The sequence below is a fragment of the Nostoc sp. DedQUE05 genome, from assembly GCF_034530955.1.
Lineage (GTDB): Bacteria > Cyanobacteriota > Cyanobacteriia > Cyanobacteriales > Nostocaceae > Nostoc.
On sequence record NZ_JAVRCB010000015.1, the window covers coordinates 135,377 to 161,437 of the forward strand.

Genomic DNA, 26,061 nt, shown 5'->3' on the forward strand with positions numbered 1-26,061 from the left:
TTTGTTTATTAGCTAACGACAAATGACTAAGGACTAATGAGAAGACTAACGACTAATAACCAATGATCTAAGGACTAATGACTATGAAAGCAGCTTGCTGGCATGGTGCTAATGATGTGCGGGTCGAAACAGTTCCCGATCCAAAAATTCTCAACCCGCGCGATGCCATCCTTAAAGTGACATCAACAACCATTTGTGGTTCTGACTTGCACCTCTACGATGGCTACATTCCGACGATGCAACCGGGTGACATTCTTGGTCACGAGTTTATGGGGGAAGTTGTTGAAATTGGTAGCGAAGTCAAGAAATTGCAAAAGGGCGATCGCGTGGCTGTCTCTTCTATGGTCGGCTGCGGCTCGTGTTTCTTCTGCCAACGAGATTTATGGTCACTATGCGATAACTCCAACCCCAACGCTTGGATGCAGGAGAAGGTGTTTGGCTTTGGTACGTCGGGAATTTATGGCTATTCCCATTTATTCGGTGGCTATGCCGGTGGCGATGCAGAATATGTTCGCGTGCCGTTCGCTGATTTCGGCGCGCTTAAACTTCCCCAAGACATTCCCGATGAAAAACTGCTGCCGATCACCGATGCCTTTCCCACGGGCTACATGGGAGCAGATTTATGTAATATTCAGCCTGGAGACACCGTAGCAGTCTGGGGTTGTGGCCCAGTCGGACAGTTCGCTATGGTCAGTGCCTATCTACTCGGTGCCGAGCGCGTGATTGGCATCGATCGCTTTCCCTACCGCTTGCAACTGGCTAAGGACTTCGCGAAAGCGGAAACGATCAATTATGAGGAAGTCGATGCGGGCGAAGCCCTGAAAGAAATGACAGGCGGGCGCGGTCCCGATGCTTGCATTGATGCCTGTGGCATGGAAGCTCATGGGATCGGGCTGGAAGGATTCTACGATGAAGCGAAGCAGGCAGTACGGCTGGAAACTGATCGCCCTCATGTGTTACGGCAAATGATTCTGGCTTGTCGCAAGGGTGGCACTCTGTCGGTCATGGGCGTTTATGCTGGCTTCGTGGACAAGATGCCGATGGGCGCTTTCATGAACAAAGCCTTGACGCTCAAAACGGGACAAATGCACGGTCAAAAGTATATGCCTCGGTTGCTGGGTCACGTCATCGAAGGCGAAGTCGATCCATCTGCTGTATTCTCACATCGCCTCAGTCTAGAAGACGCACCACGCGGCTTTGAGCTTTTCAAACACAAACAAGACAACTGCGTCAAAGTCTTACTCAAACCCTGATTTCAAGCAAATTTTGGGGTGCGGCAAGGTGCAAAGACGCTAAAGAAGCTTGTCATCTCTTACCCTTTGCGTCTAACGCTTCGCCTCTGGCTAATGTGCGAAATAAAAAAGGAGAACAACTCAATGAGAGCAGTTTGCTGGCACGGCGCTAACGATGTACAAGTTGATACAGTACCCGATCCAAAAATCATCAATCCGCGTGATGCGATTGTTAAAATCACGTCAACGGCGATTTGCGGTTCTGATTTACATCTTTATGATGGTTACATCCCCACGATGGAAAAGGGCGATATCCTGGGTCATGAATTTATGGGGGAGGTCGTCGAGCTAGGTAGTGCCGTCAAGAATGTGAAGATAGGCGATCGCGTTGTCGTCCCCTTTACCATTTCCTGTGGCTCGTGTTTCTTCTGCAAAAAGGATTTATGGTCGTTGTGCGATAACTCCAACCCTAACGCTTGGATACCGGAAAAACTGATGGGTTATTCTCCATCTGGTCTTTTCGGCTACTCCCATATGATGGGTGGCTATGCTGGAGGTCAAGCTGAATATGCCCGCGTTCCCTTTGCCGATGTCGGTTTATTCAAGATTCCGGATGGACTAGCAGACGAACAAGTCCTGTTTCTGACGGATATCTTCCCCACTGGCTACATGGCAGCGGAAAACTGCGATATCCAGCCAGGAGATACTGTAGCGATCTGGGGCTGCGGTCCAGTCGGACAGTTTGCCATTAGAAGTGCATATATGCTAGGTGCCGAGCGCGTCATTGCTATTGATCGAGTTCCCGAACGCCTACAGATGGCTTCATACGGCAAGGCAGAAGTCCTTAACTATGAGGAAGTTGATGTTGGTGAAGCCCTCAAAGATATGACCGGTGGGCGCGGTCCCGATGCTTGCATGGATGCTGTGGGAATGGAAGCCCACGGTACGGGCCCTGATGCGTTTTACGACCAGGTAAAGCAAGCCGTGCGTATGGAAACCGACCGACCCACTGCCCTAAGGCAAGTGATTGTTGCCTGTCGCAAAGGTGGCACTGTTTCAATTCCTGGTGTTTACGGCGGCTTTGTAGACAAGATACCGATGGGTGCTGCCATGAACAAAGCTTTGACGTTTAAAAGCGGACAAACGCACGTTCATCGTTACCTGCGCCCGCTACTTGAGCGCGTCCAAAATGGCGATATCGACCCATCTTTTGTAATCACCCATCGTCTGCCGCTAGAGCAAGCACCCCACGGCTACGAAATTTTCAAGCACAAGAAGGACAACTGTATCAAGATCGTACTCAAGCCAGGTCAGGCTGCCTAAAACCCCACAAGAACACGAAAAAACCAAGTCTAGCCAACACTTTAGGAGGTAGAGATGACAGAAGAACTCACAAATAAGAAAGTTGCCATTCTGGTTACAGATGGCTTTGAGCAAGTTGAAATGACTCAACCAAAGCTTGCCCTTGAGTCAGCAGGTGCTCAAACCCACATCATTTCACCTAAGAGCGATCGCGTTCAGGGCTGGAACCATTTTGACAAAGGGGATTTTTTCTCGGTAGATGTCCCCCTCGATCGAGTAAATCCAGCCGACTATGATGCCCTCCTGCTTCCCGGTGGTGTTGCCAATCCAGATCAACTTCGGACTAAAGCTAAGGCGATCGAGTTTATAAAGTCCTTCTTCGATGCTGACAAGCCGGTAGCAGTGATCTGCCACGGACCTTGGACTCTGATCGAGGCAGATGTGGTGCGCGGACGGCAGATCACCTCGTGGCCGTCGCTCAAGACCGATCTCCAGAACGCAGGTGCCCAGTGGCTAGATCGGGAAGTTGTAGTTGATAGCAACCTCGTGTCGAGCCGCAAGCCAGACGACATCCCAGCCTTCAACCGGGAAATGATCGAGCTGTTCAGCCATGCAGGGCAGGTACGTCAGACAGTGTGAGGACTAGGAGCGTTAATCAGGAGAACAGCTATGGAACAGCATCGATTTGGTTCCACGCAGCGCGAGGTGGCAGCGATCGGTCAAGGAACCTGGTACATCGACAACGGTGACCGCGCCTCTGCGATCGCCGCTTTGCGCCAAGGACTCGATCTCGGCATGACCCACATCGATACGGCAGAGATGTACGGCAGCGCCGAGGAGGTGGTCGCCGAGGCGATCGCTGGACGACGCGATCGGGTTTTCCTGGTTTCCAAGGTTCTTCCTGGAAATGCTTCTCGGAGAGGGACGATCGTAGCCTGCGAGAAATCCCTCGCTCGACTTCATACCGATCGGCTGGACTCTTATCTGTTGCACTGGCGCGGTCAACACCCACTGGAGGAGACGATCGCTGCCTTCGAGCAGCTTCAGCACGAGGGGAAAATTCTCTGCTGGGGCGTGAGCAACTTCGATGTGCCTGACCTTGAAGCAGTCCAGAAGATCGCTGGCGAGGGGTCTCTGGTCTGCAATCAAGTCCTTTACCATTTGAAAGAGAGAGCGATCGAACACGCTGTGATCCCCTGGTGTGAAAAGCATGGGGTCGCCGTAGTCGCATACAGCCCGTTCGGTCATGGGGATTTTCCCAGCTCGCGCACAACCGGAGGTCGCGTACTACAGGAAATCGCCGCCGCCCATAACGCCACCCCTCGCCAAGTCGCGCTCCGATTTCTGGTGCGGCATTCCTCGCTCTTCGCAATCCCCAAAGCATCCAACCCCGAACACGCCGCTGAAAACGCGGGAGCCGGGGAACTCAATCTGACCCAAACCGAACTCGATCGAATCGACGCAGCCTTCCCGACCGGATCTCGTCCCCGCGTGCTTCCCATGCTGTAAGCCTGATTGGCTCGCCTGCGGGCTGCCTGCCCATGAATTGAAGGCACCGCGCTGATGGAGGAGACTTCCGAGCTTTTTGCCTAGCCGCCCACCATTGAGGAAGTTGACATCGTTAGCTAGTCAAGCTTCCTTGATGGGGGAGTTTACCTACTTCTCCCTTGTCTATCTCTTGTAAAGCTGCATCTAATCTATCAACTGCGATCGCGTAGCGTGCCGGAGGCATTCGCTTTTCCTACCCAAGTAGGAATTGACTGTTGCCAGCCGTTCTGCTGAGTGACAATTGGCCCAGCGATGTATTGAACAATTTCACGACTTGCTCCTGCTAGATCGAGTAGGCTGGCTGTTACAGCTTTGTTAATCCCTTGGCTGGTTGGTAACTGAAATATCTAAAAGTCATTCACCACAGTACTTTCAGGCTATCTTGCCTCTGGTGACAGCTTTGCTATATCTATGCCATCAAAGTTGTACTCAAACCATAAGGCAGGAGAAAAGACACGGAGAGTATTAATCATCACTAACTTTGCTTCTGTTAAAAATGTTGTAATTCTCTTAACCAAATAAATCAGCCCATCACATAACATCTTGAAAGAGATAGATTAAATACCATTATGTCTATCATCAAAATTTACTCTGTGGTTGGCATTCAAAGCTTTACTTTAGTTGTGTTTAACACACAGAGATATTTCTGGGAGTTTCGGTTAGTTAGTGCTGATGGCGCAGTATTTGGTGAACAAAGACTGTACTATACCCCCCAAGCAGCAGCAGAAGCCGGCCGGAAGTGTATGCAACTTGACTAGTAATGAACTGAGTTACTTTAAAACCCTTTTTAAAAGAAAGACCTTCTTGAAATTCTAGTCTTAAGTTTTTAGGAGTTTCTATGCGGATTGCTCAAATTGCTCCTCTTTGGGAGAGAGTTCCACCTCTTGGTTATGGTGGAACAGAATTAGTTGTAGGCTTATTGACCGATGAATTAGTTAGGCGAGGGCATGAAGTAACGCTATTTGCATCGGGAGATTCAATAACTTTGGCAAAGCTGCAATCAGTTCATCCTTATGCTTTGAGACTAGATTCAAGCATCAAAGAGTGTAACATCTATGAAATGTTGGAACTGGCTTTGGTATATGAGCAAGCAGAAACCTTTGACATAATTCATTCACATATAGGCTGTAGTGCGTTGCCCTATGCGAATTTAGTAAAGACACCGACAGTTACCACATTACATGGTATCTTTACCCCTGATAACGAAAAGATGTTTCAATATGCCAAAAACCAGCCCTATGTAAGTATTTCCAATTCCCAACGTGAATCTAGGTTAGGGTTGAATTATGTAGCAACTGTCTACAATGGTATTGATATCAGTAGTCATAAGTTTCATCCTCAGCCGGACGAACCACCTTATCTGGCTTTTTTGGGAAGAATTGCAGCAGAAAAGGGAACGCACTTAGCAATACAGATTGCAAAAGAGGCTGGTTGGCGTTTAAAGATGGCAGGTAAGGTAGATGTCGTTGATGTGGAGTATTTTGAACGAGAAATTCAACCCTTAATTGATGGTCAGCAAATTCAGTATTTGGGTGAAGCTAACCATGTTCAAAAGAATGCTTTGATGGGGGGTGCAGTAGCAACTTTATTTACGATTACTTGGCGAGAACCATTTGGTTTGGTAATGACAGAATCAATGGCAGCAGGAACACCAGTCATCGCCATGAATTTGGGTTCAGTTCCCGAAGTAATTGTCCACGGAAAAACTGGCTTCATATGTAACAGCATTTCTGAATGTGTTAATGCCGTTAACAAAGTGGCAGAACTAGATCGTTATGCTTGTCGTAAGCATGTCGAGAATTGTTTTAGTGTGCCAAAAATGGTAGATGGCTATGAAGCAGTTTATCAACCTGGCTTTTCCCGTTAAGTCTTGAAAAGCTTACTAGCAAAGGATTTAAGTAACAGCACAGCATATACGGGACAGTAAGAGAAATCAGGTGCTAAAGGTGACGAGCAATGCTGGACTGGTGGGAGAAAAATTTTGCAACCTGTGAGTTGAGCAATTACCTACAATTACAGCAAACAACCCTAACAACGTTTTTGCTTTTGGTACTTCCTTGTGCGATTACATCATCATTGGTAATTCCCCACGTTAACTTACGTCTAGTTTTTAAATAAACTCATCTTTTAACATTTATTATTCAATCAGAGGAGCAATACTATTAATCATCACTAACTTTGCTTCTGTTAAAAATGTTGTAATTCTCTTAACCAAATAAATCAGCCCATCACATAACATCTTGAAAGAGATAGATTAAATACCATTATGTCTATCATCAAAATTTACTCTGTGGTTGGCATTCAAAGCTTTACTTTAGTTGTGTTTAACACACAGAGATATTTCTGGGAGTTTCGGTTAGTTAGTGCTGATGGCGCAGTATTTGGTGAACAAAGACTGTACTATACCCCCAAGCAGCAGCAGAAGCCGGCCGAAAGTGTATTCAACTTGACTAGTAATTAACCCAGGCTCTTCAAGATATACAGGATGCATATTTATGATTTGTATATTTTATTTTCTGGAATTCCCTTACACGTTCAATATCTTTTTGACTAGTAACGTCCGCACGCAGAGATAGCACTTCTGTACCTGTTTCGCTTTCAATCTCCGCAGCAGTTTTGTGAATTAACTCACTGCGGGCGCAGATGGCAACTTTTGCACCCTCACGGGCAAATTGCCTCGCTGTAGCTTTGCCCAAACCTTTACTAGCAGCTGTCACTAAGGCGACTTTGCCACGGAGTTGCAAATCCATAATCTTGATTCTTCTTAATTTACAGCAATTTGAAGCCAAGGTTATTGAGAGCTTCACGCAAGCGATCGCGTCCTCTCAATGATTCTACAGTGGCAATGCGTTGGGCTGAGTGTTCTGACCAATCACCAGCAATATTCATCTTTTGTTCAGTATAGAATTCTTTGATGATGTCGTTGTAGTGAGCGATCGCTTCTTCTTGCTCTGCCAATTTATAGGTTTCACGATGCAGCACAGCTGACTGGGGCAACCTTGGCTTAATCGCCGCTTCTACTTCTGGATTCGGATAACCCACACATAATCCAAATACAGCATACACAGAGGAGGGCAAATTCAATATCTGTGCTACCTCTTGTGGGTGGTTCCTGATTCCACCGATATATACTGTTCCTAAACCAAGTGACTCAGCTGCAACTGCGGCATTTTGTGCCGCCAACGTTGCATCAATTGTTGCCATCACAAACATTTCCAAGTATTCCAGCGCATCGTGAGATATGCCGCGACTGTCAGCAACGTGACTTAGACGCGCCAAATCTGCTAACCAAACCAAGAATAAAGGAACCTGCTTAATATGTGCTTGGTTTCCCGCTAGCTTGGATAACTCCTCTTTGCGTTGTCGATCTTCGACTGCTACCACACTCCAGGTTTGCAAATTCGAGGAAGTAGATGCAGATTGGGCGGCTGCAATTAGTAACTCTAGAGTTCCCGATGGTAAAGGATCGGCTAGATAAGACCGAATTGAACGGTGAGATAGTAGTGCTGTTAGCGAATCATTCCATGTAATTTCGGGGTTGAAGGGAATTTCACCGTAGCGCGATCGCAGTAATTCTGTAGGATTAGTCATAATCAATTCCAAGATTTACATTTTCAAATTTGCTACTAATACCAATTTCATCTGTAGGTGCATACATCTCTATGCCCCTACAGCCGATTCATTGTACTAGTTTAAGTTTTTGGTGAGAAAGCAGCATATTCTTCTTTTGTCAACATTGCATCCTTCACATTTATTTCTTTGGGAATTAACTTCAATTTGTAATATGTATCTGCAACACCTTGTTGTAGATTTATCAAATTGTCGTCAATTGGTACAATCCCAAAAGTCCGCCTGTTAGTTGCTTTTTTCATCGTTTCTAAATCAATTCCTAACACAGGTGCGAGAGTTTTTGCTACTTCTTCTCGATTCTGTTTAGACCATTCTTCGAGATTTTTAATTTCCTCTACTATTGCCTTGACAGTTTGGGGATTTTCAGTGACAAATTTGCGACTCATCAAATAATATCCTCCCTGTTTATTAATTCCTGTGCCATCAATCAGGACTCTAGCTTTAGTTGCCTCTTCAGCGGCTGCATAAAATGGGTCCCAAATTACCCAAGCATCTACACTCCCTTTCACAAATGCAGCACGAGCATCAGCCGGAGCCAAATATTTAGGTTCAATATCTGTATATTTTAATCCGGCTTTTTCTAAAGCTTGGACTAACAATAAATGGGCGCTAGAACCTTTTTGAAAGGCAACTCTTTTGCCCTTCAAGTCAGTAACTTTTTGAATTTGCGAATTTTGAGGAACAAGAATTGCTGAACCAGCCGGACTAGCAGCAGTACCAACAACATAAGTTAGTGACGCTCCCGCAGCTTGGGCAAAGATTGGCGGTGATTCTCCCACAGGGCCAATGTCAATACTACCTACATTCATCGCTTCTAGTAATTGTGGCCCCGCTTGAAATTCAGTCCACTTTACAGTTATTCCTTCTGGCGCTAAACGCTTTTCTAAAACACCCTTAGTTCTCAGCAAAATGGTCGATTTTTGATAACCAAATCTGACTACTGTTGCTTTACTGGAAGTAGAATTACCCTGAGATGTGGCATTGGGATTAGGGGCATTAACAGTCGGTGTCGATGAACAAGCAGCAAATAGCAAGCTCAGACAAAGACCTGTAACAAAAGCCCCTACTGTTGGCAAAGGAGAAGAAAAGAATAATTTATGCTGGTTGTTAAAGGGGATATTCCTGAATTTTATCAACGATATCCACTTGGCAATAAAACGGCGAAAGATTTGGTTAATCATCAAAATGATTTCTCTGAGCTATATGAATACTATAAACTTATAGGTTTACCGGAGTATATAAATAAATTTAGCTTCAATTGACAATAAATAACTGGGAGGCGGAGTCGGAACTACTCCGCTCAGTTCAGTTACCCTGCTCTTAAGTAAGCTACAGTCGGGGTTTAAATCTCCTTATGTAACTCTCTTCTCTACGAGATGCGGCGCGAATAATTTTGAATTTTGAATTTTGAATTTTGAATTGTTAATATCCCAATGCCGAAAAACACAGCACTAATTTAGTAAATCGGGTTCTTCGCGCACAATCCGATCGTAAAGCGGCTGGAAACTGAACCACCCACTTACATGTGACCCTACTTGAGTTTGTGTTAAACGGGCTGTTTCGTGTTTGATAGTAGTGGGTCTACCCGCAGCCTCTGCCAGCAGTTGTCCTTGGCACGATCGCTCTAAGCTAATGTACCAAAAGGCAGCTTCATCGACTGTATGTCCCACAGTTAAAATACTATGGTTACGTAAGATTATGGCTTTCTTTGGTCCCAAGGCTTGCGCCAATCGTTGACCTTCAGAAGTTTCTAAAACCACACCTGTAAAATCGTCAAACAGGGCATGGTCTTCGTAAAAAGCACAAGAATCTTGAGTCAAGGGGTCAAGGAGACGCCCCAAACTAGACCAGGCTTTACCATAAAGTGAATGGGCGTGAGCCGCGGCGATGACATCAGGTCGAGCTTCATGAATCTGAGAATGGATGGCGAAAGCAGCTTGGTTTACATCAGCATCGCCTTTAACCACTTCACCATCTTTGTTAACTAGAATCAGGTCAGAAACTCGGATATGACCGAAGTATGCCCCGAATGGATTGACCCAGAAATGGTCTGTAAACTCAGGATCGCGAGCCGTAATATGGCCTGCGATTCCCTCACTGAAGCCAAACTTACCAAACAAGCGAAAGGCGGCGGCGAGACGTTGCTTGCGGTGCAGGCGTTCGTCTTCAACTCGCTCGAAAACTGGGGGTTTTGGTCTAATATAATTGGCCATGTTATTTTTCCTCCTCTTCTTTACAGGGAGCGTTGGAATATCCAGAGCGAAAGGATTTGACGCTGTGAGATGCTGGGATGAACTGGTGACGCAAGACGCAACCAGTATCATTACCCAAGGTATGAATCGATACAGATGCGCTCTGGGATGTGGTTTTGACGGCGTGGATATCACCATCTGGTGGTAAGAGGCGGTAGATATCCCCTGGTTGAAGGCTACGCACTTCAGTTACTTGTAATTGTGCGTGCCCTTCTACATCACTGTTATCTATACGGCGATAGACTGTTTCTTCTTGATCGCCCTTGTATAAACCAATCAATCCCCAGGCTAGATGATCGTGGACGGGAGTCGTGGAACCTGGGGGAATCACCAAACTGAATACCGACAGCGAACGGTCTTTAGCGCGATAAAGCAGCCATTGACCAATACCGCCACCCATCCGGCTTTCGGGATTGACTTGGGCAAACTTTTGGGGTAGCCATTGCTGTTGGGCAAGGAGTTCTTGAAAATAGGGTTCTAGTCTAGCGAGAGTTTGTGTGCGATCGTCAACAGTGCTAGCGCTAATCTCTTGCACTGTTGCTACAAAGGATCGTAGTTCCTGGCTCTCAATAAACCATTGGTCTTCTGGTAACGGTTCTAAAATAGTCTGGTTCGTCATCTATATTCCTCTGTTGAGGAGGCGACTAAGATTAACTAATTCGTAATTCGTAATTCGTAATTGGTAATTTAATTACGATTTATTTTAATACCAGGATGAATCTTGAAGCCAAGTTGCTCAAGTTTTAGATGAGAAAGGGACTCCTTCAGAATGATAGTAAAAGGATATCGCTGAAATACAGTAGCTTTACCTTGTGACAATAGCAGCCTAGCATGGCTGATGCGTACTGGATATAACGGTTGTTTGTTGGCATCGAGAATGAATACTTTAGTCATACAAGTTTGAATTTTAGATTTGCGATCGCCAGATTGGGAATTGGGGACTGGACACAAGAGGCAGAGGTGGGGAGGTGTATGGGGGAAAACTTACTGCAACTTCTCCTCGGTTACAGAGCGTAGCCTTTGGCGTGGTCACTGAGCGTAGTCGAAGTGCAGCCTCTTGTAGAGAAGTGCTGCTCCCCTGCTCCTTTTATAAGAAGATAAGAATGAGAGTCTATAAGTTAACTCCAGCACTCTCGTCTTTACCTTTCATTTAGGGATTTCCAAGAAATCAATCATCCAATTTTGTGGGGTGTCCCACAATCATTTGTATTTGGATATTTTTATTAGGAAGCCTCTTAGCAGTTATATTAATTTTTGTAAGTACTATAAGTCGGTCGGATAACCGTTGAATTAACTACAAGCAGAAAATTATCACATACAAATTTAAAAAGCAATAGGCTAGCTGTTAGGGGAGACAAAGCGTAGCTTTGGCGCGGTGGGTGCAATAATGACTGTGGGAATCATAACTAATTACCCGGACTTGATATAAAACGGGTAACAGACTTAGCTTCTGTACCTCACCAACTTGAAATATGCTGTAATATAATCCGTCAGAAGGGCATAATTGATTGTAAATGCAAGGTTTTTTCTAACTGCGGATGCTTGAAGCGAAGTTCTCTGGCGTGCAGATGTAACCGACTAGTAACTGCACAACATCCATAAAGGCGATCGCCTAAAATAGTTATCCCAAGTCCTTGCGCATCAGCTGCATGAACTCTCAACTGATGAGTGCGTCCTGTTAGTGGCGTAAATTCTACGCGGGTGTAGTTTCCTTCTCTCGCTATTACCTGGAAGTGTGTCAAGCTGGGTTTACCGTACTGCCAATCAACTTTTTGATAGGGGCGATTTTCAGGATCTCCCCATAATGGCAGTTCAATTTTACCTTGCTCAATTGTCAAAACACCGGAAAGTATGGCTTCATAAACCTTGTGAACCTGGCGTAGCTGAAACTGCTGGCTGAGTTGTCGATGGGTTTGGCGATCGCGTGCCAACAACAAAATCCCGGAAGTTTCCTGATCTAGGCGATGCACAGATATAAGCGCCATACCATCAGGTAACAAATGACGTAAGCGACTCAAAACACTATCTTGGCGATCGCGATAACGACCGGGTACCGAAAGTAATCCAGCAGGTTTGTTGACAGCAATCAGCCATTCATCTTCATAAATAATCGGTAAAGTTACCTCTGTGTACACACATCTTGGTAATGAAGCGCAAACCCCGGATTTACCCCCCTTAATCCCCCCTTGCAAAGGGGGGAGATTAAAGATCCGGTTCCCTCCCCTTTGCAAGGGGAGGGTTAGGGTGGGGTAAAAGTGACGCAAAAACCCAGATGAGTAAGCTATTTCAGACTTGTGTGTACACTGTAGCCCGATGCCTTGGGGGAAATATCCGGTTCCCGGTTCTCCCCCAAGGCATCGGGGAGTTAGAGGGGGTGAGAAGGACTTGTGTATACACGGTAGCCTATCAGAAGAGAGGCTTCTTTTTTCCCTAGCAGGGAGGGAAGGTTTCAAGCCTGAGAGCAAAAACCCCATCAATGGCTGACATCGCTCGGCACAGGCTCCATAAAATTCTCCTGGAATTTTATCTTGATTTGCGGAAGATTCACCCCACCAAAATTCTGCCATTGCTAGGGGTTTGAGATTATGTGTTGCCGCATAATGCAGCAGCTTTGGGGCACAACAGTCTCCTGTGCCAGTGGGCGAACCTCCTGGCATCAATTCTTGCAATGATTGCGATCGCCCGGAAAAATTAGTCAGGCTGTAGCTAGCGTGCATTTGAGCTTGCAATTGACGGGAAAGTTCTTTGCGCCGTTGTTTCAGTTCGCTGATTCGCGCATCCGTTGCTGCAATTACCTGTTGTATGGGCTGTAATACAGCATTTTGCTGGCGTTTAAGTTGTCGTCGCTCAATTCCCTGTTGACGGCTCTCTTCATCGAGTTGTTCAAGGGCAATAGTAAGCGCTTCGGCAGTGAGTGTATTGCAGATTTGCTGACGTTTTTCCTGTCGTTGATGTTTGCAATAGCGATGGCGATCGCTCATTGCTTGTAACTGCTGCTCAAAGTCATTAAACAGGATTTCATACTGCTGGCGTTCGGTTAGTTGCTTCAAGGTAATAATTTCTTGCTTAATCGCTTCCAACTGTGCCAAAGTACGGTTTTCCTCGAAAGCAACTTCATCTCGTCCCGGAATTGGCGGCACCCAGCCCTCAATCATACTGCAACCATTCAAAAGACCAGAAAAAGCTTTTAGTATCCGTTGTTCGCCATTAGGCAGTTCAACTAATAGGATTCCATACATCTTCCCTTCACGAGAATAACAGTCATTGTTGGCAAGATGTTGCATTAATCCGTGGGCGATCGCTTCGGACATTGAAGTGCGGGGTAATTTTAGGCGATCGCCACTTTGCGGACAACGCCCTTCGTACCAATAACTACAAGATGAGTTGGCGATCGCAAAATCGCAGTCGATGAAATCTGAAAGTGCGTGCAGAACTACCATACAAGGTATGATTGCAAATCTAGCCGATCTTCCTAATATATATAGCGTTTATGGCATTGTGGGGAAAAGGGTAAGGGGTAAAGGGTAAAGGTATGGAATTTTCCCTTTCTCTTTAACCTTTCCCCAATCGGAAAGCAAAAATTACAAAAGCCAAGAATCTATTGTGTTGAGTGCTTTTGGCAATTTGGCATCCAAAGTTTTTCTGTTGCAGTTTTAATTTATATATCAACAGGGTTACAGGGACATTGAGAAAATTCTACAAGGGATCGATTCCCGTCTCAAAATCCCACCCAATGGCCAGTTGTTGACGTTCGCGCTCTCCCAACCACCTTAAGGTGTATGCAGCGCCAGCGCCACCGCTTCATTACAACTGGCTAGAAATCAAACAGAAAATATATAGTACTAATGCACTGACACAGATATAAGTCGAAATATGTCAGACTGCAAAATCTATCTAAATTAACGTGAGTTCGACAGACCTCTCCCGGACAGCCTCCCTCTCCTAAAAGGAGCTACTGTGTACACACAAGTCTTTTAAAGTTACTGCCTAACATAGGGTAGGTTAATTTTTGCAGGTCGATGCAACAAAGGTACAAGTCAATGCAACAAACGTGCAGGTCGATGCAACAAAGGTGCAAGTCGATGCAGCAAACGTGCAAGTCGATGCAACAAAGGTGCAAGTCGATGCAGCAAACGTGCAAGTCGATGCAACAAAGGTGCAAGTCGATGCAACAAAGGTGCAGGTCAAGAGACTTGTGTGTACACCGTAGCCTAAAAGGAGAGGGAGGAGTAACGAAAAAAGAAAAGTTTTTGCTCCCCTTTCCTGGTAGGAGAGGGGCTGGGGGAGAGGTCAAAATAGCACCTGTCGAACTCACATTAAATTAACTTGTTGTATTGTTTGTAACAATATATTAAAATTACACAAAAGTTTGACCGCGCAGAGGGTGTGCCCTGCGATCGCGAAGGTGTCATAAGCATCTTCTTTTGATACAACTTATGAAAATTTTGTTGGTAGAGGATGACGTATTACTGAGTACAGCACTCTTCGAGTTGTTGAGTGCAAATCATTATACTATCGACATTGCAAGTAATGGACAAGCTGGATTAGAACTAGCGCTATCGACTGAATATGAGTTGATTTTGCTGGACTGGCTAATTCCAAAACTGGATGGGATTACCTTGTGTCGGCAACTGCGAAAGCAAGGCTACCGTAAATCTATTTTGTTATTAACAGGGAAAAATTCTAATGCAGATATTGTGGCGGGGTTAGATGCCGGAGCAGATGATTACGTCATCAAACCCTTTGACCCAGAAGCATTACTAGCCAGAATTCGCTCTTTACTACGACGCAATGGGGCGATCTCATCATCTATTTTAACCTGGGGAAATCTCTCTTTAGATCCAAGTGCCGGCAGAGTAACTTGTAATGAGCAGGAAATTCTCCTCACAGCCACAGAATACAAACTGCTGGAGTTGTTTTTGCAAAACCCAGACCGAATCTTTAGTCGGGCAGTGATTCTAGATCGGCTTTGGGGATTTGGGGATGCACCGACTGAAAATGCAGTTACGACTCATATTAAAGACTTGCGCAAGAAACTGAAAACAGCAGGTATAGCAGAAGAACTTCTAGAAACGGTATATGGCATGGGCTATCGGATCAAGCCTGTACCTAATCGCCCCATGTCTGTTGGGGAAAATAATCAACATGGAAAGAAGAAACCCAGTTCCAAAGATATGACTTCTGTAAATCGGGTGCTGGAGCGATTTCGTAATTCCTTTGTTGGACAGGTTGCAGTGCTGGAGCAAGCAAAAACTGCACTCTTGGCAGGAAATTTAAATGAAGATTTACAGCAGAATGCATTGCGTGAAGCTCATAAGCTAGCAGGTTCAATGGGGTCGTTCGGTTATCCAGAGGGTTCTCGGCTCGGACGGAAAATAGAACATTTGCTGCTTGAAGATTCCTTGCTATCTCCAGAGCAAATCTCTAATTTCTCGCAACTGGTAACAGCATTACAGCAAGAGTTAACCAAGCCTGCTGTCACTTCCACTGCTCCAAGCGTCCCGATGAAGCAAACTCATCGGCTGTTAGTAATCGATGATGATCCTATACTGACAAAGCAGTTGCAAGCAGAAGCCGATTCGTGGGGAATCAGGATGAAGGTTGCACCAAACTTAGCAACCGCCCGATCGCTTTTTTCCTTAAAAACTCCTGATGCAGTTTTACTGGATTTGAGTTTTACAACAACAGAAGAAGATGGATTAATATTATTGAGCGAGATCGTAGAGCGATCGTCAAATATCCCAGTAATTGTTTTTACCGGACGAGATAGCCTAACAGATCGACTGAAAGTATCGCGTTTAGGAGCTAGACAATTTTTGCATAAACCGGCGACAACCGAGGAGATTTTTCAGGCGATCGCTCGTGTCTTACCTCAACCTCAAACTTCCGAAGCCAAAGTTTTAATCGTAGACGATGACCCTGTAATGCTGGCTGGATTATCGGCGTTGTTAACTCCTTGGGGGCTGGAAGTAATCACCCTCTCCCAATCACAACAATTTTGGAAAGTGCTGATTACAACATCTCCTGATTTGGTGGTGCTAGATTTAGAAATGCCGATAGTGAACGGATTAGAATTGTGCAAAGTCGTGCGCCAGGATGCCCAGTGGGGAGATTTACCGATTTTAGTAGTTACAGCCCATACCGAAGCAGAATTTCTTCAGCAAGCTTTTGCTGCCGGAGCCGATGATTTTATCAGCAAGCCAGTGCTAGGGCCAGAACTTGTGACACGAGTACTGAGCCGCATTCAAAGAACTCGTTGGCGCTCTCAGGCGGGGAGAAGTAAAGCATGATGAGAAATTATCAGCGATTATTGAACTACGGTGTGGCTATTGGTTCAACTGCGATCGCCCTGCTGCTGTCACTCTGGTTAGAACCGCTTATTTCCCGAACCATTGGTGCTTTTTTCTATATAGCTATTATTGTCAGTACTTGGTATGGTGGCTTTCGGCCAGGGATCGTTACACTTGTCCTTTCGACAGTAGCAATTAATTATTTATTGATGCATCCGCGATCCCAAATCTGGCTCGGTCAACCAGAAAAATTATTGCGGCTAAGTATCTTTTTACTGGTTGCCTTGGTGATTAACCTAATCACTAGCAATCTTCAGTACAGCAGACGGAAGATTCAACAACTCAACCAACAATTGTCTCAAGAAAACGCCGAGCAACTGCGGATAGCTCTTGACGAGCGCAAACAAGCACAAGAAACGCTGCAACAGCAATTTGAGCAACAGCGCCTAGTGATGGAGATGACCCAGCGTATCCGGCGATCGCTCAATTTACAAGATATTTTACAAACTACTGTCGATGAAGTGCGGCAATTTCTGGAGTGCGATCGCGTCACTATCTTCCAATTTTATCCAGGTTGGGGAGGAACGATTGTGATTGAGTCTGTTGCACCGGACTGCATGGCTCTTTTACCACTCCAGATTTATGACGCTTGCATTGGTGAAGAGAACGTCGAACCCTTTAAACAAGGCTTAGTCACTGCCAAAACTGATATTTATACTGCTGGAATTAGTCCCTGTCATGTTGAATTTTTGGAAAGTCTCCAAGTGAGGGCAAATCTGGTCGTTCCTGTTTCCGTAGGAGATGAATTGTGGGGATTATTAGCAGCTCATCAATGTAAGGCTCCTCGTGAGTGGCAATCAAGAGAAATTTCTCTGTTGCGGCAGTTGGGAGCGCAGGTAAGCATTGCTATCCAGCAAGCAGCTTTGGTCAAACAGTTACAAACAGAACTAACAGAGCGCAAACAGGCAGAAATTGACCTACAACAACTGAATACCGAACTTGAGCAACGGGTGCAAGAACGCACTGCCCAACTGACAGAGACGAACGATCGCCTGCGAAAAACAGTTATAGAGCAGCAACAAACCCAACTCACACTTTTAGAACAGACGCAAATGCTAGAGCTTCAGGCTGTAATCACCCGAAATATGGGGGAAGGCATTTGCTTAGTAAGAATTGATAATGCAATCATTGTCTATGCCAATCCGAAATTTGAGCAGATGTTTGGCTATGACTCTGGCGAACTCAACGGTCAACACGTTTCGATTGCGAACTGTGTCACCAAATCAGTAACTACTCAAAATGTAAATCAAGCCACTTTGTCTGCCGTTTTACAAAATACTGAAGCCACCTACGAAGTTCAGAATCTTAAAAAAGATGGTACGCCATTTTGGTGTAGTGTGACGGCTTCGGTATTTAGACATCCCGACTACGGCGACGTTCTGGTTGCGGTTCACCAAGATATCACCGAACGCAAACGCATCGAAGATGCTTTACGCCACAGCGAAGAAAAATTTCGTCAGCTGGCAGAAAACATCCAAGCAGTATTTTGGATGACCGATATTCAAAATCAGCAAGTTCTATATGTGAGCAATGCATACCAAACCATCTGGCAAAAAAATTGTGAGGACTTGTATCACAACTATTCAAATTGGTTAGATGCAATTCACCCAGAAGATCGCCAGGGCGTCGAAATTGAACTCATTGAACAGATGAAAGCAGGGCAATACGATAAAAAATATCGCATTATCCGCCCTGATGGTTCAATCCGTTGGATTCGCGATCGCGCATTTCCGATCAAAAATGAACTCGGCGAGGTAGTTCGGATTGCTGGGATTGCCGAAGATATCACTGAACTAGAGCAGATTAATTCGATCAAAAGTGAGTTTATTGGCATCGTTAGTCACGAACTCCGCACTCCCTTAACTGCAATTCGCGCAGCATTGGGTTTACTACAAACTGGTATCTACGACAAAAAACCAGATAAATTTAAGCGGATGATTGAGATTGCAGCCATCGACAGCGATCGCTTAGTGCGTCTAGTCAACGATATTCTCGATTTGGAACGCTTAGAATCGGATCGAGCTGTCTTAGAAAAAACCATCTGCAATGCAGCTGATTTAATTCAACAAGCAGTAGCAGGACTGCAAGCGATCGCCAATCAGCATAATATTACTTTTAAGATCCATCCTACCAATGCTCAAGTTTGGGCGGCTCCTGATGCCATTGTGCAAACACTCACCAATTTGTTAGGTAATGCGATTAAATTCTCGCCTGCCGATTCTACTATTACTCTCAGTGTCCAACAGCAAACAGACTGCGTACTATTCCAAATAACGGATCGAGGCCGAGGTATTCCAGCAGATAAGTTAGAAGCAATCTTTGGAAGATTTCAGCAAGTAGATGCCTCTGATTCTCGCACCAAAGGCGGCACAGGCTTGGGATTGGCAATCTGTCGTAGTATTATTGATCGGCACGGTGGGCAAATCTGGGCTGAAAGCACTCTTGGTGTTGGCAGCACGTTTTTCTTCACTCTGCCATTGCCGATAAATTAGGCAGGGGAGAAATCAATTCAAAATTCAAAATTCAAAATTCAAAATTGAAGATTCAATCCCCATACTCAATGACAAATGACAAATGACAAATGACAAATGACTAAAAAATTGTTAATTGTGGATGATGAAGAACGAATCCGCGAATTAGTGCAAGCTTGTTTAGAAGACTTAGGAGAATGGGACACCCTGACAGCTGCATCAGGGTTAGAAGGATTAAAAATCGCCCAGACAGAACCCATTGATGCCATTCTACTTGATGTCTCTATGCCTGATATGGATGGCTTTGCAGTCTACGAAAAACTTCAGGCAAATTCAGCAACCCAAGGGATTCCAGTGATTCTATTAACAGCGAAAGTCCAAGGGAGCGATCGCGCCCGTTTCGCCCAGATGGGAATTGCCGGAATTATCACCAAACCTTTTGAACCCACCTCTATTTGCAACGAAGTTAGTGAGATTCTGGGGTGGGACGATTAATAGTTAAGTTTGGTAACGAAATCTATATCTTTATTAGTTTTTTATTTTTGTAATGTATTTTTTGGTTACAGATAAAAACCTTTTATAGCACAAGCCTTGGTGGTTAGGACATCAACAGACGATAAAACTTAGACACAAAAAGGCTTTTCACCCAGTCCCCAGTCCCTTGCTATATCTGTAACCAAAAAAGGTATATGAAATCAAATGAATATGCTAAAGGAGGTAAATATAATCGGCAAAACGATATTGCTCATTGATGATGAACTGCATGTCCGTGAGATAGTAAAATTTTGCCTCCAAGATTTAGCTGGTTGGAATGTGGTGACAGCAGATTCTCCATTAGAAGGATTGCAGAATGCAGTACACTATACTCCTGATGCGATTGTATTAGATATCTCAATCCGCGATTTGGCTAGTTTTGAATTTATGAATAAACTAAGAAATCATCCAGAAACTCAAGCTATTCCTGTAGTGTTGCTCAGTGCGAAAGCGCGATGGTTGGATTCGCAAATTTTGCGACAGTATCAAGTTGCAGGTGTAATTCTCAAACCCTTTAATCCAGTTACCCTCCCGTCTCAAGTTGCTCAATTGCTGGGTTGGGATTTTACTTGACTAAAAGATTAAACAAGAATGGGTAAAACATCCGTAAGAAGTCAGAATTAAGAAGACTTTGATACCTAAACTTAATAAGTTTAATAAAATCAAGAAGTTATTACCAATAATAGCAATCTTAAATTATTAGTAAAAAATAAAATCGCTAAAACACTTATAGATACTTTTTTTCTGCCTATATATTTTCTCACGTTTCAATTTGGATTGCTACAGCGGATTTTAAAGAAAGTAAAGTACGCAACGATTCGTCTCAAAGCCAGGTATAAAGCCTGTTTTACTTCTGAATTCTGCTGTATATCAAGTTTAAGCTTAAATTTAACTTAACGTTTTAGGTAATTTGGAATAAAATTAAATACCAGAGAAAAATCTTACATCTACCTAAGTGCATATACATAGATTATGACTATGCTGTTCAATCGTCTATCGGGTTCTGAAATTGATTTAAAGCAAATCCTCGATCGAATTAGGATGCTGGCCAATCAAATTCATCAGTCACTTAAAATGAGTGAAATTCTCAAGATTATTGTCAGCGAAGTTAGAACAACATTAGAAAGCGATCGCGCCATTATCTATCGTTTTTTGCCGGATGGAGATGGAGTCATCGTAGAAGAGTCTGTAAGTAATGGATGGAAACCGATTCTAGGGCAATTAATTTACGATCGTTGCTTCAATGCGATATGGGTAGAGCGATATCGAGATGGAAGCGTTAGTGTCATTGAAGACATTCATACTACAAACCTTGACCCTTGTTACAAAAAACTATTAACAGACTTGCAGATTCGAGCTAATTTAGTAGTACCAATTTTAGTCAATAATCAAGAACTTGATGGAGTTTCTAGTACATATCCTTATTTATGGGGCTTAGTAATTGCTCACCAGTGCAGTGGTTCGCGTCAATGGAGTTCTTTAGAAATTGAGTATTTCCAACTGATAGCCGCAGAACTAGGAATCGCTCTTGGGGAAGCAGAACGCCATCGGCAAAAGGCTACATCCTGCCAAAAACTAACGCTGCAACTGAATCAAAACCTGAAAAATTTGACAGTTCAGCCAAAGTTAAAATCAATCAAAAGAACTCTGTATCAGAATTTTAGAGGTTCCATTATCACAAGAACAGCATTGCCAAAGAATATATCAGTTGCAGACTTGATTGCATTTGACCGATTACAAACTCCAGTTTGGATTTATGATATTCAAAACTTGCAGATGTGGTGGGCGAATCAATCCGCTGTGCATATTTGGAATGCTCAAAGTCGAGAAGAATTGCTCAGTCGCAACTTCAGTGATGTTTCCCAGTCTACTCACACTCGAATGCAAAGCTATTTGCAAGAATTTCAGCAAGGGAAAACCATCACTGAAAACTGGACATTTTACCCAGAAGGAAAACCTGTTTCTCTGCGCTGTATCTTTTCTGGGATTCAAATTGAAGAAGGGCGAATGGCGATGCTGGTTGAAGGATCGACAGAAATTATCAATCAGATCGATCGAGAAACACTCAGATCGATTGAAGCCCTACGTCACACCAGAGTAATGATCTCGCTTTACACGATCGATGGTGTACCTTTGATGCAAAATCCGGCAGCCCTTCGCTGTTATCGGGATACCCTGTACCCTAACTCGTCAGCTGAGAATATTTTCCTGAGTCACTTTGTTGACAAGAGTATTGGACAACAAGCTATGAAAGCGATTAATTGCGGTGAGGCGTTCAGCATAGAGGCTCAGGTGTTTACTACTGAGGGAATTCAATGGCATGGGATCGATATACGATGCACCCGCGATCCAGTAACAGGTAACTCCATCATCCTCGTCAACGAAAACAATATTACCAAGCAACAAGCTGCACTACAAGAACACCAGCGTACAGAATCAGAATTGCGCTGGCGGGAAGCTTTGCTGCGTTCTATGACTGAAACTTCTTTGCTGGGATTTTTTGTTGTTGACAATCGTACCGATGAAATACTCTATTTCAATCACCACTTCTGTAAAATTTGGGGCATCGAACATCTAGAAGACCAAATGCGTTTGGGTGCTTTAAAAAATAATGACATCATTCCTGATTGTATATCTTCAATTGTCGATGTATCGGCATTTGTCGAATCCTATAAACCGTTGCAGTCTGAAGAAAATCGTTGCACGATTGAGGATGAAATTTTATTTGTCGATGGGCGAACGATTCGCCGCTTTTCCAGTCAAATTCGGGATACTCAGGATCGATACTTTGGGCGGTTATACATTTTTGAAGACATCACCTCACGTAAACAAATCGAAGCCGCACTCAAAACCAGTGAAGAAAGATGGCAGTATGCCTTGGAAGGAAATGGCGACGCAGTTTGGGATTTGAATGCTGAAACTAACGAAGTCTTTTTTTCCCGGCGATGGAAAGAAATGTTAGGGTTTGCAGAGCATGAAGTTGGAAATACCCTCAGTGAATGGGAACAGCGGGTTCACTCTGATGATAAAGCGAGGGTTTACGAGGAGGTTAGCAAGCATTTGTCCGGTGAAACCCAACAATATGTCAGTGAATATCGGATTAAGTGCAAGGATGGAACCTACAAGTGGATTTTAGATCGGGGTCAAGTTTCGAGTCGCGCCAAGAATGGTTTTCCCCTAAGGATGCTAGGAACTCATACTGATATTACTGAACGCAAGCGTATGGAAGAAGCGCTGCGAGAAAGCGAACAACGCTATCGTTCCGTAATTACAGCGATGGCAGAAGGTATTGTCCTACAGCAATCCGATGGACGCATTACCACCTGTAATGACAGTGCCGAAAGAATTTTAGGGTTAACAGCCGATCAAATGATGGGGCGAACTTCCATCGCTTTGCTATGGCGAGCGATTCATGAAGATGGTACTTCTTTTCCAGGTGAAACTCACCCTGCTGTTGTCACCTTACGCACCGGACAACCCCAATTTAACGTGATTATGGGAGTTCATAAACCTGATGGCAGTTTGACTTGGATTTCAATCAATTCTCAGCCACTGTTTGAATCGGATGAATCAAAACCATCTGCGGTGGTGACATCATTTACAGATATCACAGACCGCAAACAGGCACAAATTGCCCTGCAACAGCAAACAGAACGGGAACGTATGGTTTATGCGATCGCTCAACATATCCGTAGGTCTTTAGACTTGGATGAAATCTTAAACACAACTGTTGCTGAAGTTCGACATTTTCTGCAAACCGATCGCGTCATCATCTATCGCTTTAACCGTGATTGGAGTGGTGTGATTGTCACGGAGTCTATAACAGCAGGTTGGCAATCGATTTTGAATATGGAAATTACAGACAGCTATTTTGTCAATATACAGGGACAGTCTTATCCAGAAAGTACGCTCAGAGTTACTCCAGACATCTACACCGCCGGATTTGCCCCTTGTCATGTAGAGTTATTGGAAAAGTTGCAAGTCAGAGCCAAGCTAGTTGTACCAATTTTACAAGGCGATCGCCTTTGGGGTCTTTTGGTTGCTCATCATTGCAGCGCCCCGCGTCAGTGGCAATCTTGGGCAAGCGAACTGCTTCAGCAATTGGCAACACAGGTAGCGATCGCTATTCAGCAATCAGAACTTTATCAACAATTGCAGCGTGCCAACCAGCAGCTTGAAAATATGGTAATGGTGGATGAATTAACTCAAATCGCCAATCGCCGATGTTTTGATATTAAACTTAATTCTACCTGGCAATATCTTTTACGAGAACAAGGTTTTCTCTCACTACTTTTATGCGACATTGATTATTTTAAACAATATAACGATACTTATGGTCATACGACCGGAGATGATTGTTTGCGCTTTATTGCCCAAGCTTTCAAACAAAATGTCAAACGTTCTAGAGATTTAGCTGCTCGTTATGGTGGAGAAGAGTTTGTTGTCATCTTGCCTAACACTGCTAGTGATGGGGCTTTTCACGTTGCCCAAGAAATTCATAAAGCTATCCAACAGCTAAATATTCCCCACGCGGCATCGCCTGTGATGCACCACGTCACTTTGAGTATCGGAATTGCTACAGTGATTCCGACACCCAGTATGGTTCCTTTAGATTTGATTGAGGCAGCAGATCAAGCCCTTTATCAAGCCAAAGCAAACGGGCGTAATCGTTCTTGTATAAATAGACTGTCTTAGCTCGACTTTATCCAAAATTAAGAACTTGCTTATCTTGATACGGCAAAAACCCTAGCTTTTTGGCAAAAACTTTTTCCATGTCACTGATTATCGGTTAAATCTAAAAAGTAAAACTACCGTCCCACAAAGGTTTCAGTGTCAGGTTTTGGGTTTCGTAAAAATGGATAAAGTCGAGCTTAGAGAGTGAGTGATGCCTGCGGTTCTTGCGATCCTACGCTAATCAAGTAATTGTTAATATTTTCTAAAGTTTTTTAACTACTATCATTTCTTTATTAGTTCTTTATTTTCTGTTTATAAATTAAAGCTGTTGGTAGTTAAGCCAAGAGCAAACTACTTATTTGTGTTTAATTTTTTTAATAAAACAACAATTTTATGACAAACTGCCCTTGCTGTTCCAACCAAATGCTTCGTCACATTCGTTTACAAGAAACCTACTGGTTCTGCCGCCACTGCTGGCAAGAGATGCCTAACCTGAGTTTAGATAAAAGTACTTTAAATTTGACTAGAAAAAACACACTATTAGCCAAAGAAACAATTTCAATCAACCACAAATTTTTGAAAATGAACGTCAGAACAGAGCTTTGTGTTTGAATGAATCAATAAGCAAATACCAAACGAGCTACACTATCGCTTTTAGAGGATGTTTGAAAAGTATTGGAAATTAAACTTTTCAAACATCCTCTAAAATAGTTTGACTAATAGGTTGAAAGATAATATCCCTATATTTACAGAATATTTTAAGTAATGTCTCTCCAAAAACCTTTTAAAAAACTTATATTTTATTAGTTGTTATAATTTAGAATAGAAGCGATAAAGCCGCTATAATGACTCTCTTATATCGCTTGTTCATCTGCTTTCATCGCTAAACCAGATGGGATTCTAACCACTCGAAATCACGCGAATATTAAATGACTCTTAAACCGTGTAATCAAGTACTCTTGCATCTTAATTAAGTCTGATATCTTCTTGGGAACAGCTTTATTGTTGTCAGGTAGATTGATGAGTCGAATTAATGGATTTGTCGGGCGACGTAATTTCTTGAAATTCGCCAGTGTTGTAGGTATTGCAGCTACTACTTTTGGTGATAGCTTTTGGAATACAGAGCAAACTGCTGTTGCTGATATTCACCCAGTTAACCCTAATTCAATCAGTCCAAATGAAGCCATCAAACGCTTGCTTGATGGTAATCAAAGATTTATCCATCAAAAACGCCAATATCCCGATCAATCACTAGAACACCTGCGATTAGTTGCGAAAGCTCAGTATCCCTTTGCCGCCATATTGGGCTGTGCAGATTCTAGAGTACCCGCAGAAATTGTCTTCGATCGAGGACTTGGAGATTTATTTGTCGTGCGAGTTGCTGGTAATGTTGTCAGTGACACGGTTATAGGTAGTCTGGAATATTCTACAGCAGTATTGGGTTCGCAGTTGATTATGGTTTTGGGTCATAGAAGATGTGGTGCAGTAGCAGAAGCAATCAAAAACGAACCACTTCCGGGCAGAATTGGTTTGATTATTGAAGGTATCAAACCATCTGTAGAAAGGGTAAAGCTCAGAACTGGCGATAATATGCAAGATGCAGTTATAGCCAACATTCAATATCAAACTGAAAAGTTGCAAGAAAGCTCAACTATTTTAGCTAAATTGCTTCGTGAAGGTAAACTAAAAATTGTTGGTGCTTGTTACGATATTGATACTGGTAAAGTCAACATTCTTACTTGAATATCTCCCACATTTCCAGTGTAGGATTCTTACACTATATTAGTGTATTGCAATTCATTAAAATCCCTATTAGAAATTGAAATAAATCTAGTTGATTTTGAGAAATTGCCATTTCCTATTGCAATTCATCAAAATCCTTATATATAAAGATTGTTTTGCTGCCAATACGGTTCGGTTAAGATCCCCCCGCCTACGGCGACCCCCTTAAAAAGGGGGTAAAAGAGGCTTTTTGCTCCCCAATAAATTGGGGGGTTGGGGGGATCTTCAAAATATAAAAACGTTAACCGAACCGTACTGGTTTTGCTCCTACCTCTTACATATCTCT

The 26,061-nt window shown here is 43.7% G+C and carries 22 protein-coding genes; 14 read left to right on the top strand and 8 right to left on the bottom strand.

Annotated elements, in window-relative coordinates; genetic code table 11:
* The first annotated feature begins 83 nt into the window (after positions 1-83).
* From RMZ42_RS13815 to RMZ42_RS13830, 4 genes are all read left to right on the top strand, one after another.
* Positions 84-1,253, top strand: coding sequence for a zinc-dependent alcohol dehydrogenase (locus RMZ42_RS13815; protein WP_322671933.1), 1,170 nt, complete (start codon positions 84-86; stop codon positions 1,251-1,253).
* Positions 1,254-1,376: 123 nt separating this feature from the next.
* Complete coding sequence (locus tag RMZ42_RS13820; RefSeq protein WP_322671934.1) at positions 1,377-2,555, top strand: zinc-dependent alcohol dehydrogenase; 1,179 nt, start codon at positions 1,377-1,379, stop codon at positions 2,553-2,555.
* 54 nt (positions 2,556-2,609) lie between these two features.
* A complete protein-coding gene (locus tag RMZ42_RS13825) occupies positions 2,610-3,173 on the top strand; it encodes a type 1 glutamine amidotransferase domain-containing protein (protein WP_322671935.1) in 564 nt (187 codons plus the stop codon).
* Between the two features lie 30 nt (positions 3,174-3,203).
* Positions 3,204-4,043 carry an aldo/keto reductase gene (locus RMZ42_RS13830; RefSeq protein ID WP_322671936.1) on the top strand — a complete coding sequence of 280 codons (840 nt, stop codon included), beginning with the start codon at positions 3,204-3,206 and terminating at the stop codon, positions 4,041-4,043.
* Positions 4,044-4,459: 416 nt separating this feature from the next.
* Here RMZ42_RS13830 and RMZ42_RS13835 read toward each other — a convergent pair whose 3' ends face one another.
* Positions 4,460-4,600: a hypothetical protein gene (locus RMZ42_RS13835; RefSeq protein WP_322671937.1), complete on the bottom strand. Its 141-nt coding sequence runs from the start codon at positions 4,598-4,600 to the stop codon at positions 4,460-4,462.
* Positions 4,601-4,651: 51 nt separating this feature from the next.
* Here RMZ42_RS13835 and RMZ42_RS13840 point away from each other — a divergent pair, with 51 nt between their 5' ends.
* The 3 genes from RMZ42_RS13840 to RMZ42_RS13850 all read left to right on the top strand — a co-directional run bounded on the left by RMZ42_RS13840 (position 4,652) and on the right by RMZ42_RS13850 (position 6,543).
* Positions 4,652-4,840, top strand: a complete 189-nt coding sequence (locus RMZ42_RS13840) for a hypothetical protein (protein ID WP_322671938.1) — start codon at positions 4,652-4,654, stop codon at positions 4,838-4,840.
* 80 nt (positions 4,841-4,920) lie between these two features.
* Positions 4,921-5,949 (top strand): glycosyltransferase family 4 protein, encoded by a 1,029-nt coding sequence (locus tag RMZ42_RS13845; protein WP_322671939.1) that lies wholly within the window; start codon positions 4,921-4,923, stop codon positions 5,947-5,949.
* Positions 5,950-6,348: 399 nt separating this feature from the next.
* On the top strand, positions 6,349-6,543 hold the full coding sequence (locus RMZ42_RS13850) for a hypothetical protein (RefSeq protein ID WP_322671940.1): 195 nt from the start codon (positions 6,349-6,351) through the stop codon (positions 6,541-6,543).
* 10 nt (positions 6,544-6,553) lie between these two features.
* Here the strand turns inward: RMZ42_RS13850 and RMZ42_RS13855 are convergent, their stop codons facing one another.
* The 7 genes from RMZ42_RS13855 to RMZ42_RS13885 all read right to left on the bottom strand — a co-directional run bounded on the left by RMZ42_RS13855 (position 6,554) and on the right by RMZ42_RS13885 (position 13,404).
* Positions 6,554-6,832, bottom strand: a complete 279-nt coding sequence (locus RMZ42_RS13855) for an SDR family NAD(P)-dependent oxidoreductase (protein ID WP_322671941.1) — start codon at positions 6,830-6,832, stop codon at positions 6,554-6,556.
* A 19-nt stretch (positions 6,833-6,851) separates the two neighbouring features.
* Positions 6,852-7,673, bottom strand: a complete 822-nt coding sequence (locus RMZ42_RS13860; protein WP_322671942.1) for an NADPH-dependent oxidoreductase — start codon at positions 7,671-7,673, stop codon at positions 6,852-6,854.
* A gap of 101 nt (positions 7,674-7,774) precedes the next feature.
* Positions 7,775-8,893, bottom strand: a complete 1,119-nt coding sequence (locus RMZ42_RS13865; protein WP_322671943.1) for a sulfonate ABC transporter substrate-binding protein — start codon at positions 8,891-8,893, stop codon at positions 7,775-7,777.
* A gap of 270 nt (positions 8,894-9,163) precedes the next feature.
* Entirely contained in the window at positions 9,164-9,925 is a 762-nt protein-coding gene (locus RMZ42_RS13870) for a class II aldolase/adducin family protein (protein ID WP_322666378.1), read from the bottom strand.
* A 1-nt stretch (position 9,926) separates the two neighbouring features.
* A complete protein-coding gene (locus tag RMZ42_RS13875) occupies positions 9,927-10,583 on the bottom strand; it encodes a cysteine dioxygenase family protein (protein WP_322671944.1) in 657 nt (218 codons plus the stop codon).
* Positions 10,584-10,651: 68 nt separating this feature from the next.
* Positions 10,652-10,858 (bottom strand): RRXRR domain-containing protein, encoded by a 207-nt coding sequence (locus RMZ42_RS13880; protein WP_322666382.1) that lies wholly within the window; start codon positions 10,856-10,858, stop codon positions 10,652-10,654.
* Between the two features lie 596 nt (positions 10,859-11,454).
* The gene (locus RMZ42_RS13885) at positions 11,455-13,404 is read right to left on the bottom strand and encodes an RluA family pseudouridine synthase (protein WP_322671945.1); all 1,950 of its coding nucleotides are present in this window, start codon (positions 13,402-13,404) and stop codon (positions 11,455-11,457) included.
* Positions 13,405-14,015: 611 nt separating this feature from the next.
* Between RMZ42_RS13885 and RMZ42_RS13890 the strand changes: the two genes are divergently transcribed.
* From RMZ42_RS13890 to RMZ42_RS13920, 7 genes are all read left to right on the top strand, one after another.
* Positions 14,016-14,174, top strand: a complete 159-nt coding sequence (locus RMZ42_RS13890) for a hypothetical protein (RefSeq protein ID WP_322671946.1) — start codon at positions 14,016-14,018, stop codon at positions 14,172-14,174.
* A gap of 226 nt (positions 14,175-14,400) precedes the next feature.
* On the top strand, positions 14,401-16,254 hold the full coding sequence (locus tag RMZ42_RS13895; protein ID WP_322671947.1) for a response regulator: 1,854 nt from the start codon (positions 14,401-14,403) through the stop codon (positions 16,252-16,254).
* The gene (locus RMZ42_RS13900; RefSeq protein WP_322671948.1) at positions 16,251-18,806 is read left to right on the top strand and encodes an ATP-binding protein; all 2,556 of its coding nucleotides are present in this window, start codon (positions 16,251-16,253) and stop codon (positions 18,804-18,806) included. The genes RMZ42_RS13895 and RMZ42_RS13900 overlap by 4 nt, the downstream gene beginning before the upstream one ends.
* Positions 18,807-18,902: 96 nt before the next feature.
* Entirely contained in the window at positions 18,903-19,280 is a 378-nt protein-coding gene (locus tag RMZ42_RS13905) for a response regulator (protein ID WP_322671949.1), read from the top strand.
* A gap of 204 nt (positions 19,281-19,484) precedes the next feature.
* A complete protein-coding gene (locus RMZ42_RS13910; RefSeq protein ID WP_322671950.1) occupies positions 19,485-19,892 on the top strand; it encodes a response regulator in 408 nt (135 codons plus the stop codon).
* Positions 19,893-20,297: 405 nt separating this feature from the next.
* Positions 20,298-24,014, top strand: a complete 3,717-nt coding sequence (locus RMZ42_RS13915) for a diguanylate cyclase domain-containing protein (protein WP_322671951.1) — start codon at positions 20,298-20,300, stop codon at positions 24,012-24,014.
* Positions 24,015-25,013: 999 nt separating this feature from the next.
* Complete coding sequence (locus RMZ42_RS13920) at positions 25,014-25,736, top strand: carbonic anhydrase (RefSeq protein ID WP_322671952.1); 723 nt, start codon at positions 25,014-25,016, stop codon at positions 25,734-25,736.
* The last annotated feature ends 325 nt before the right edge of the window (positions 25,737-26,061 follow it).

Coding starts and splice junctions, on each gene's coding strand:
- RMZ42_RS13815 (WP_322671933.1), top strand. CDS start 84: ATGAAAGCAGCTTGCTGGCATGGTGCTAATGATGTGCGGGTCGAAACA.
- RMZ42_RS13820 (WP_322671934.1), top strand. CDS start 1,377: ATGAGAGCAGTTTGCTGGCACGGCGCTAACGATGTACAAGTTGATACA.
- RMZ42_RS13825 (WP_322671935.1), top strand. CDS start 2,610: ATGACAGAAGAACTCACAAATAAGAAAGTTGCCATTCTGGTTACAGAT.
- RMZ42_RS13830 (WP_322671936.1), top strand. CDS start 3,204: ATGGAACAGCATCGATTTGGTTCCACGCAGCGCGAGGTGGCAGCGATC.
- RMZ42_RS13840 (WP_322671938.1), top strand. CDS start 4,652: ATGTCTATCATCAAAATTTACTCTGTGGTTGGCATTCAAAGCTTTACT.
- RMZ42_RS13845 (WP_322671939.1), top strand. CDS start 4,921: ATGCGGATTGCTCAAATTGCTCCTCTTTGGGAGAGAGTTCCACCTCTT.
- RMZ42_RS13850 (WP_322671940.1), top strand. CDS start 6,349: ATGTCTATCATCAAAATTTACTCTGTGGTTGGCATTCAAAGCTTTACT.
- RMZ42_RS13855 (WP_322671941.1), bottom strand. CDS start 6,832: ATGGATTTGCAACTCCGTGGCAAAGTCGCCTTAGTGACAGCTGCTAGT.
- RMZ42_RS13860 (WP_322671942.1), bottom strand. CDS start 7,673: ATGACTAATCCTACAGAATTACTGCGATCGCGCTACGGTGAAATTCCC.
- RMZ42_RS13865 (WP_322671943.1), bottom strand. CDS start 8,893: ATGATTAACCAAATCTTTCGCCGTTTTATTGCCAAGTGGATATCGTTG.
- RMZ42_RS13870 (WP_322666378.1), bottom strand. CDS start 9,925: ATGGCCAATTATATTAGACCAAAACCCCCAGTTTTCGAGCGAGTTGAA.
- RMZ42_RS13875 (WP_322671944.1), bottom strand. CDS start 10,583: ATGACGAACCAGACTATTTTAGAACCGTTACCAGAAGACCAATGGTTT.
- RMZ42_RS13880 (WP_322666382.1), bottom strand. CDS start 10,858: ATGACTAAAGTATTCATTCTCGATGCCAACAAACAACCGTTATATCCA.
- RMZ42_RS13885 (WP_322671945.1), bottom strand. CDS start 13,404: ATGGTAGTTCTGCACGCACTTTCAGATTTCATCGACTGCGATTTTGCG.
- RMZ42_RS13895 (WP_322671947.1), top strand. CDS start 14,401: ATGAAAATTTTGTTGGTAGAGGATGACGTATTACTGAGTACAGCACTC.
- RMZ42_RS13900 (WP_322671948.1), top strand. CDS start 16,251: ATGATGAGAAATTATCAGCGATTATTGAACTACGGTGTGGCTATTGGT.
- RMZ42_RS13905 (WP_322671949.1), top strand. CDS start 18,903: ATGACTAAAAAATTGTTAATTGTGGATGATGAAGAACGAATCCGCGAA.
- RMZ42_RS13910 (WP_322671950.1), top strand. CDS start 19,485: ATGAATATGCTAAAGGAGGTAAATATAATCGGCAAAACGATATTGCTC.
- RMZ42_RS13915 (WP_322671951.1), top strand. CDS start 20,298: ATGCTGTTCAATCGTCTATCGGGTTCTGAAATTGATTTAAAGCAAATC.
- RMZ42_RS13920 (WP_322671952.1), top strand. CDS start 25,014: ATGAGTCGAATTAATGGATTTGTCGGGCGACGTAATTTCTTGAAATTC.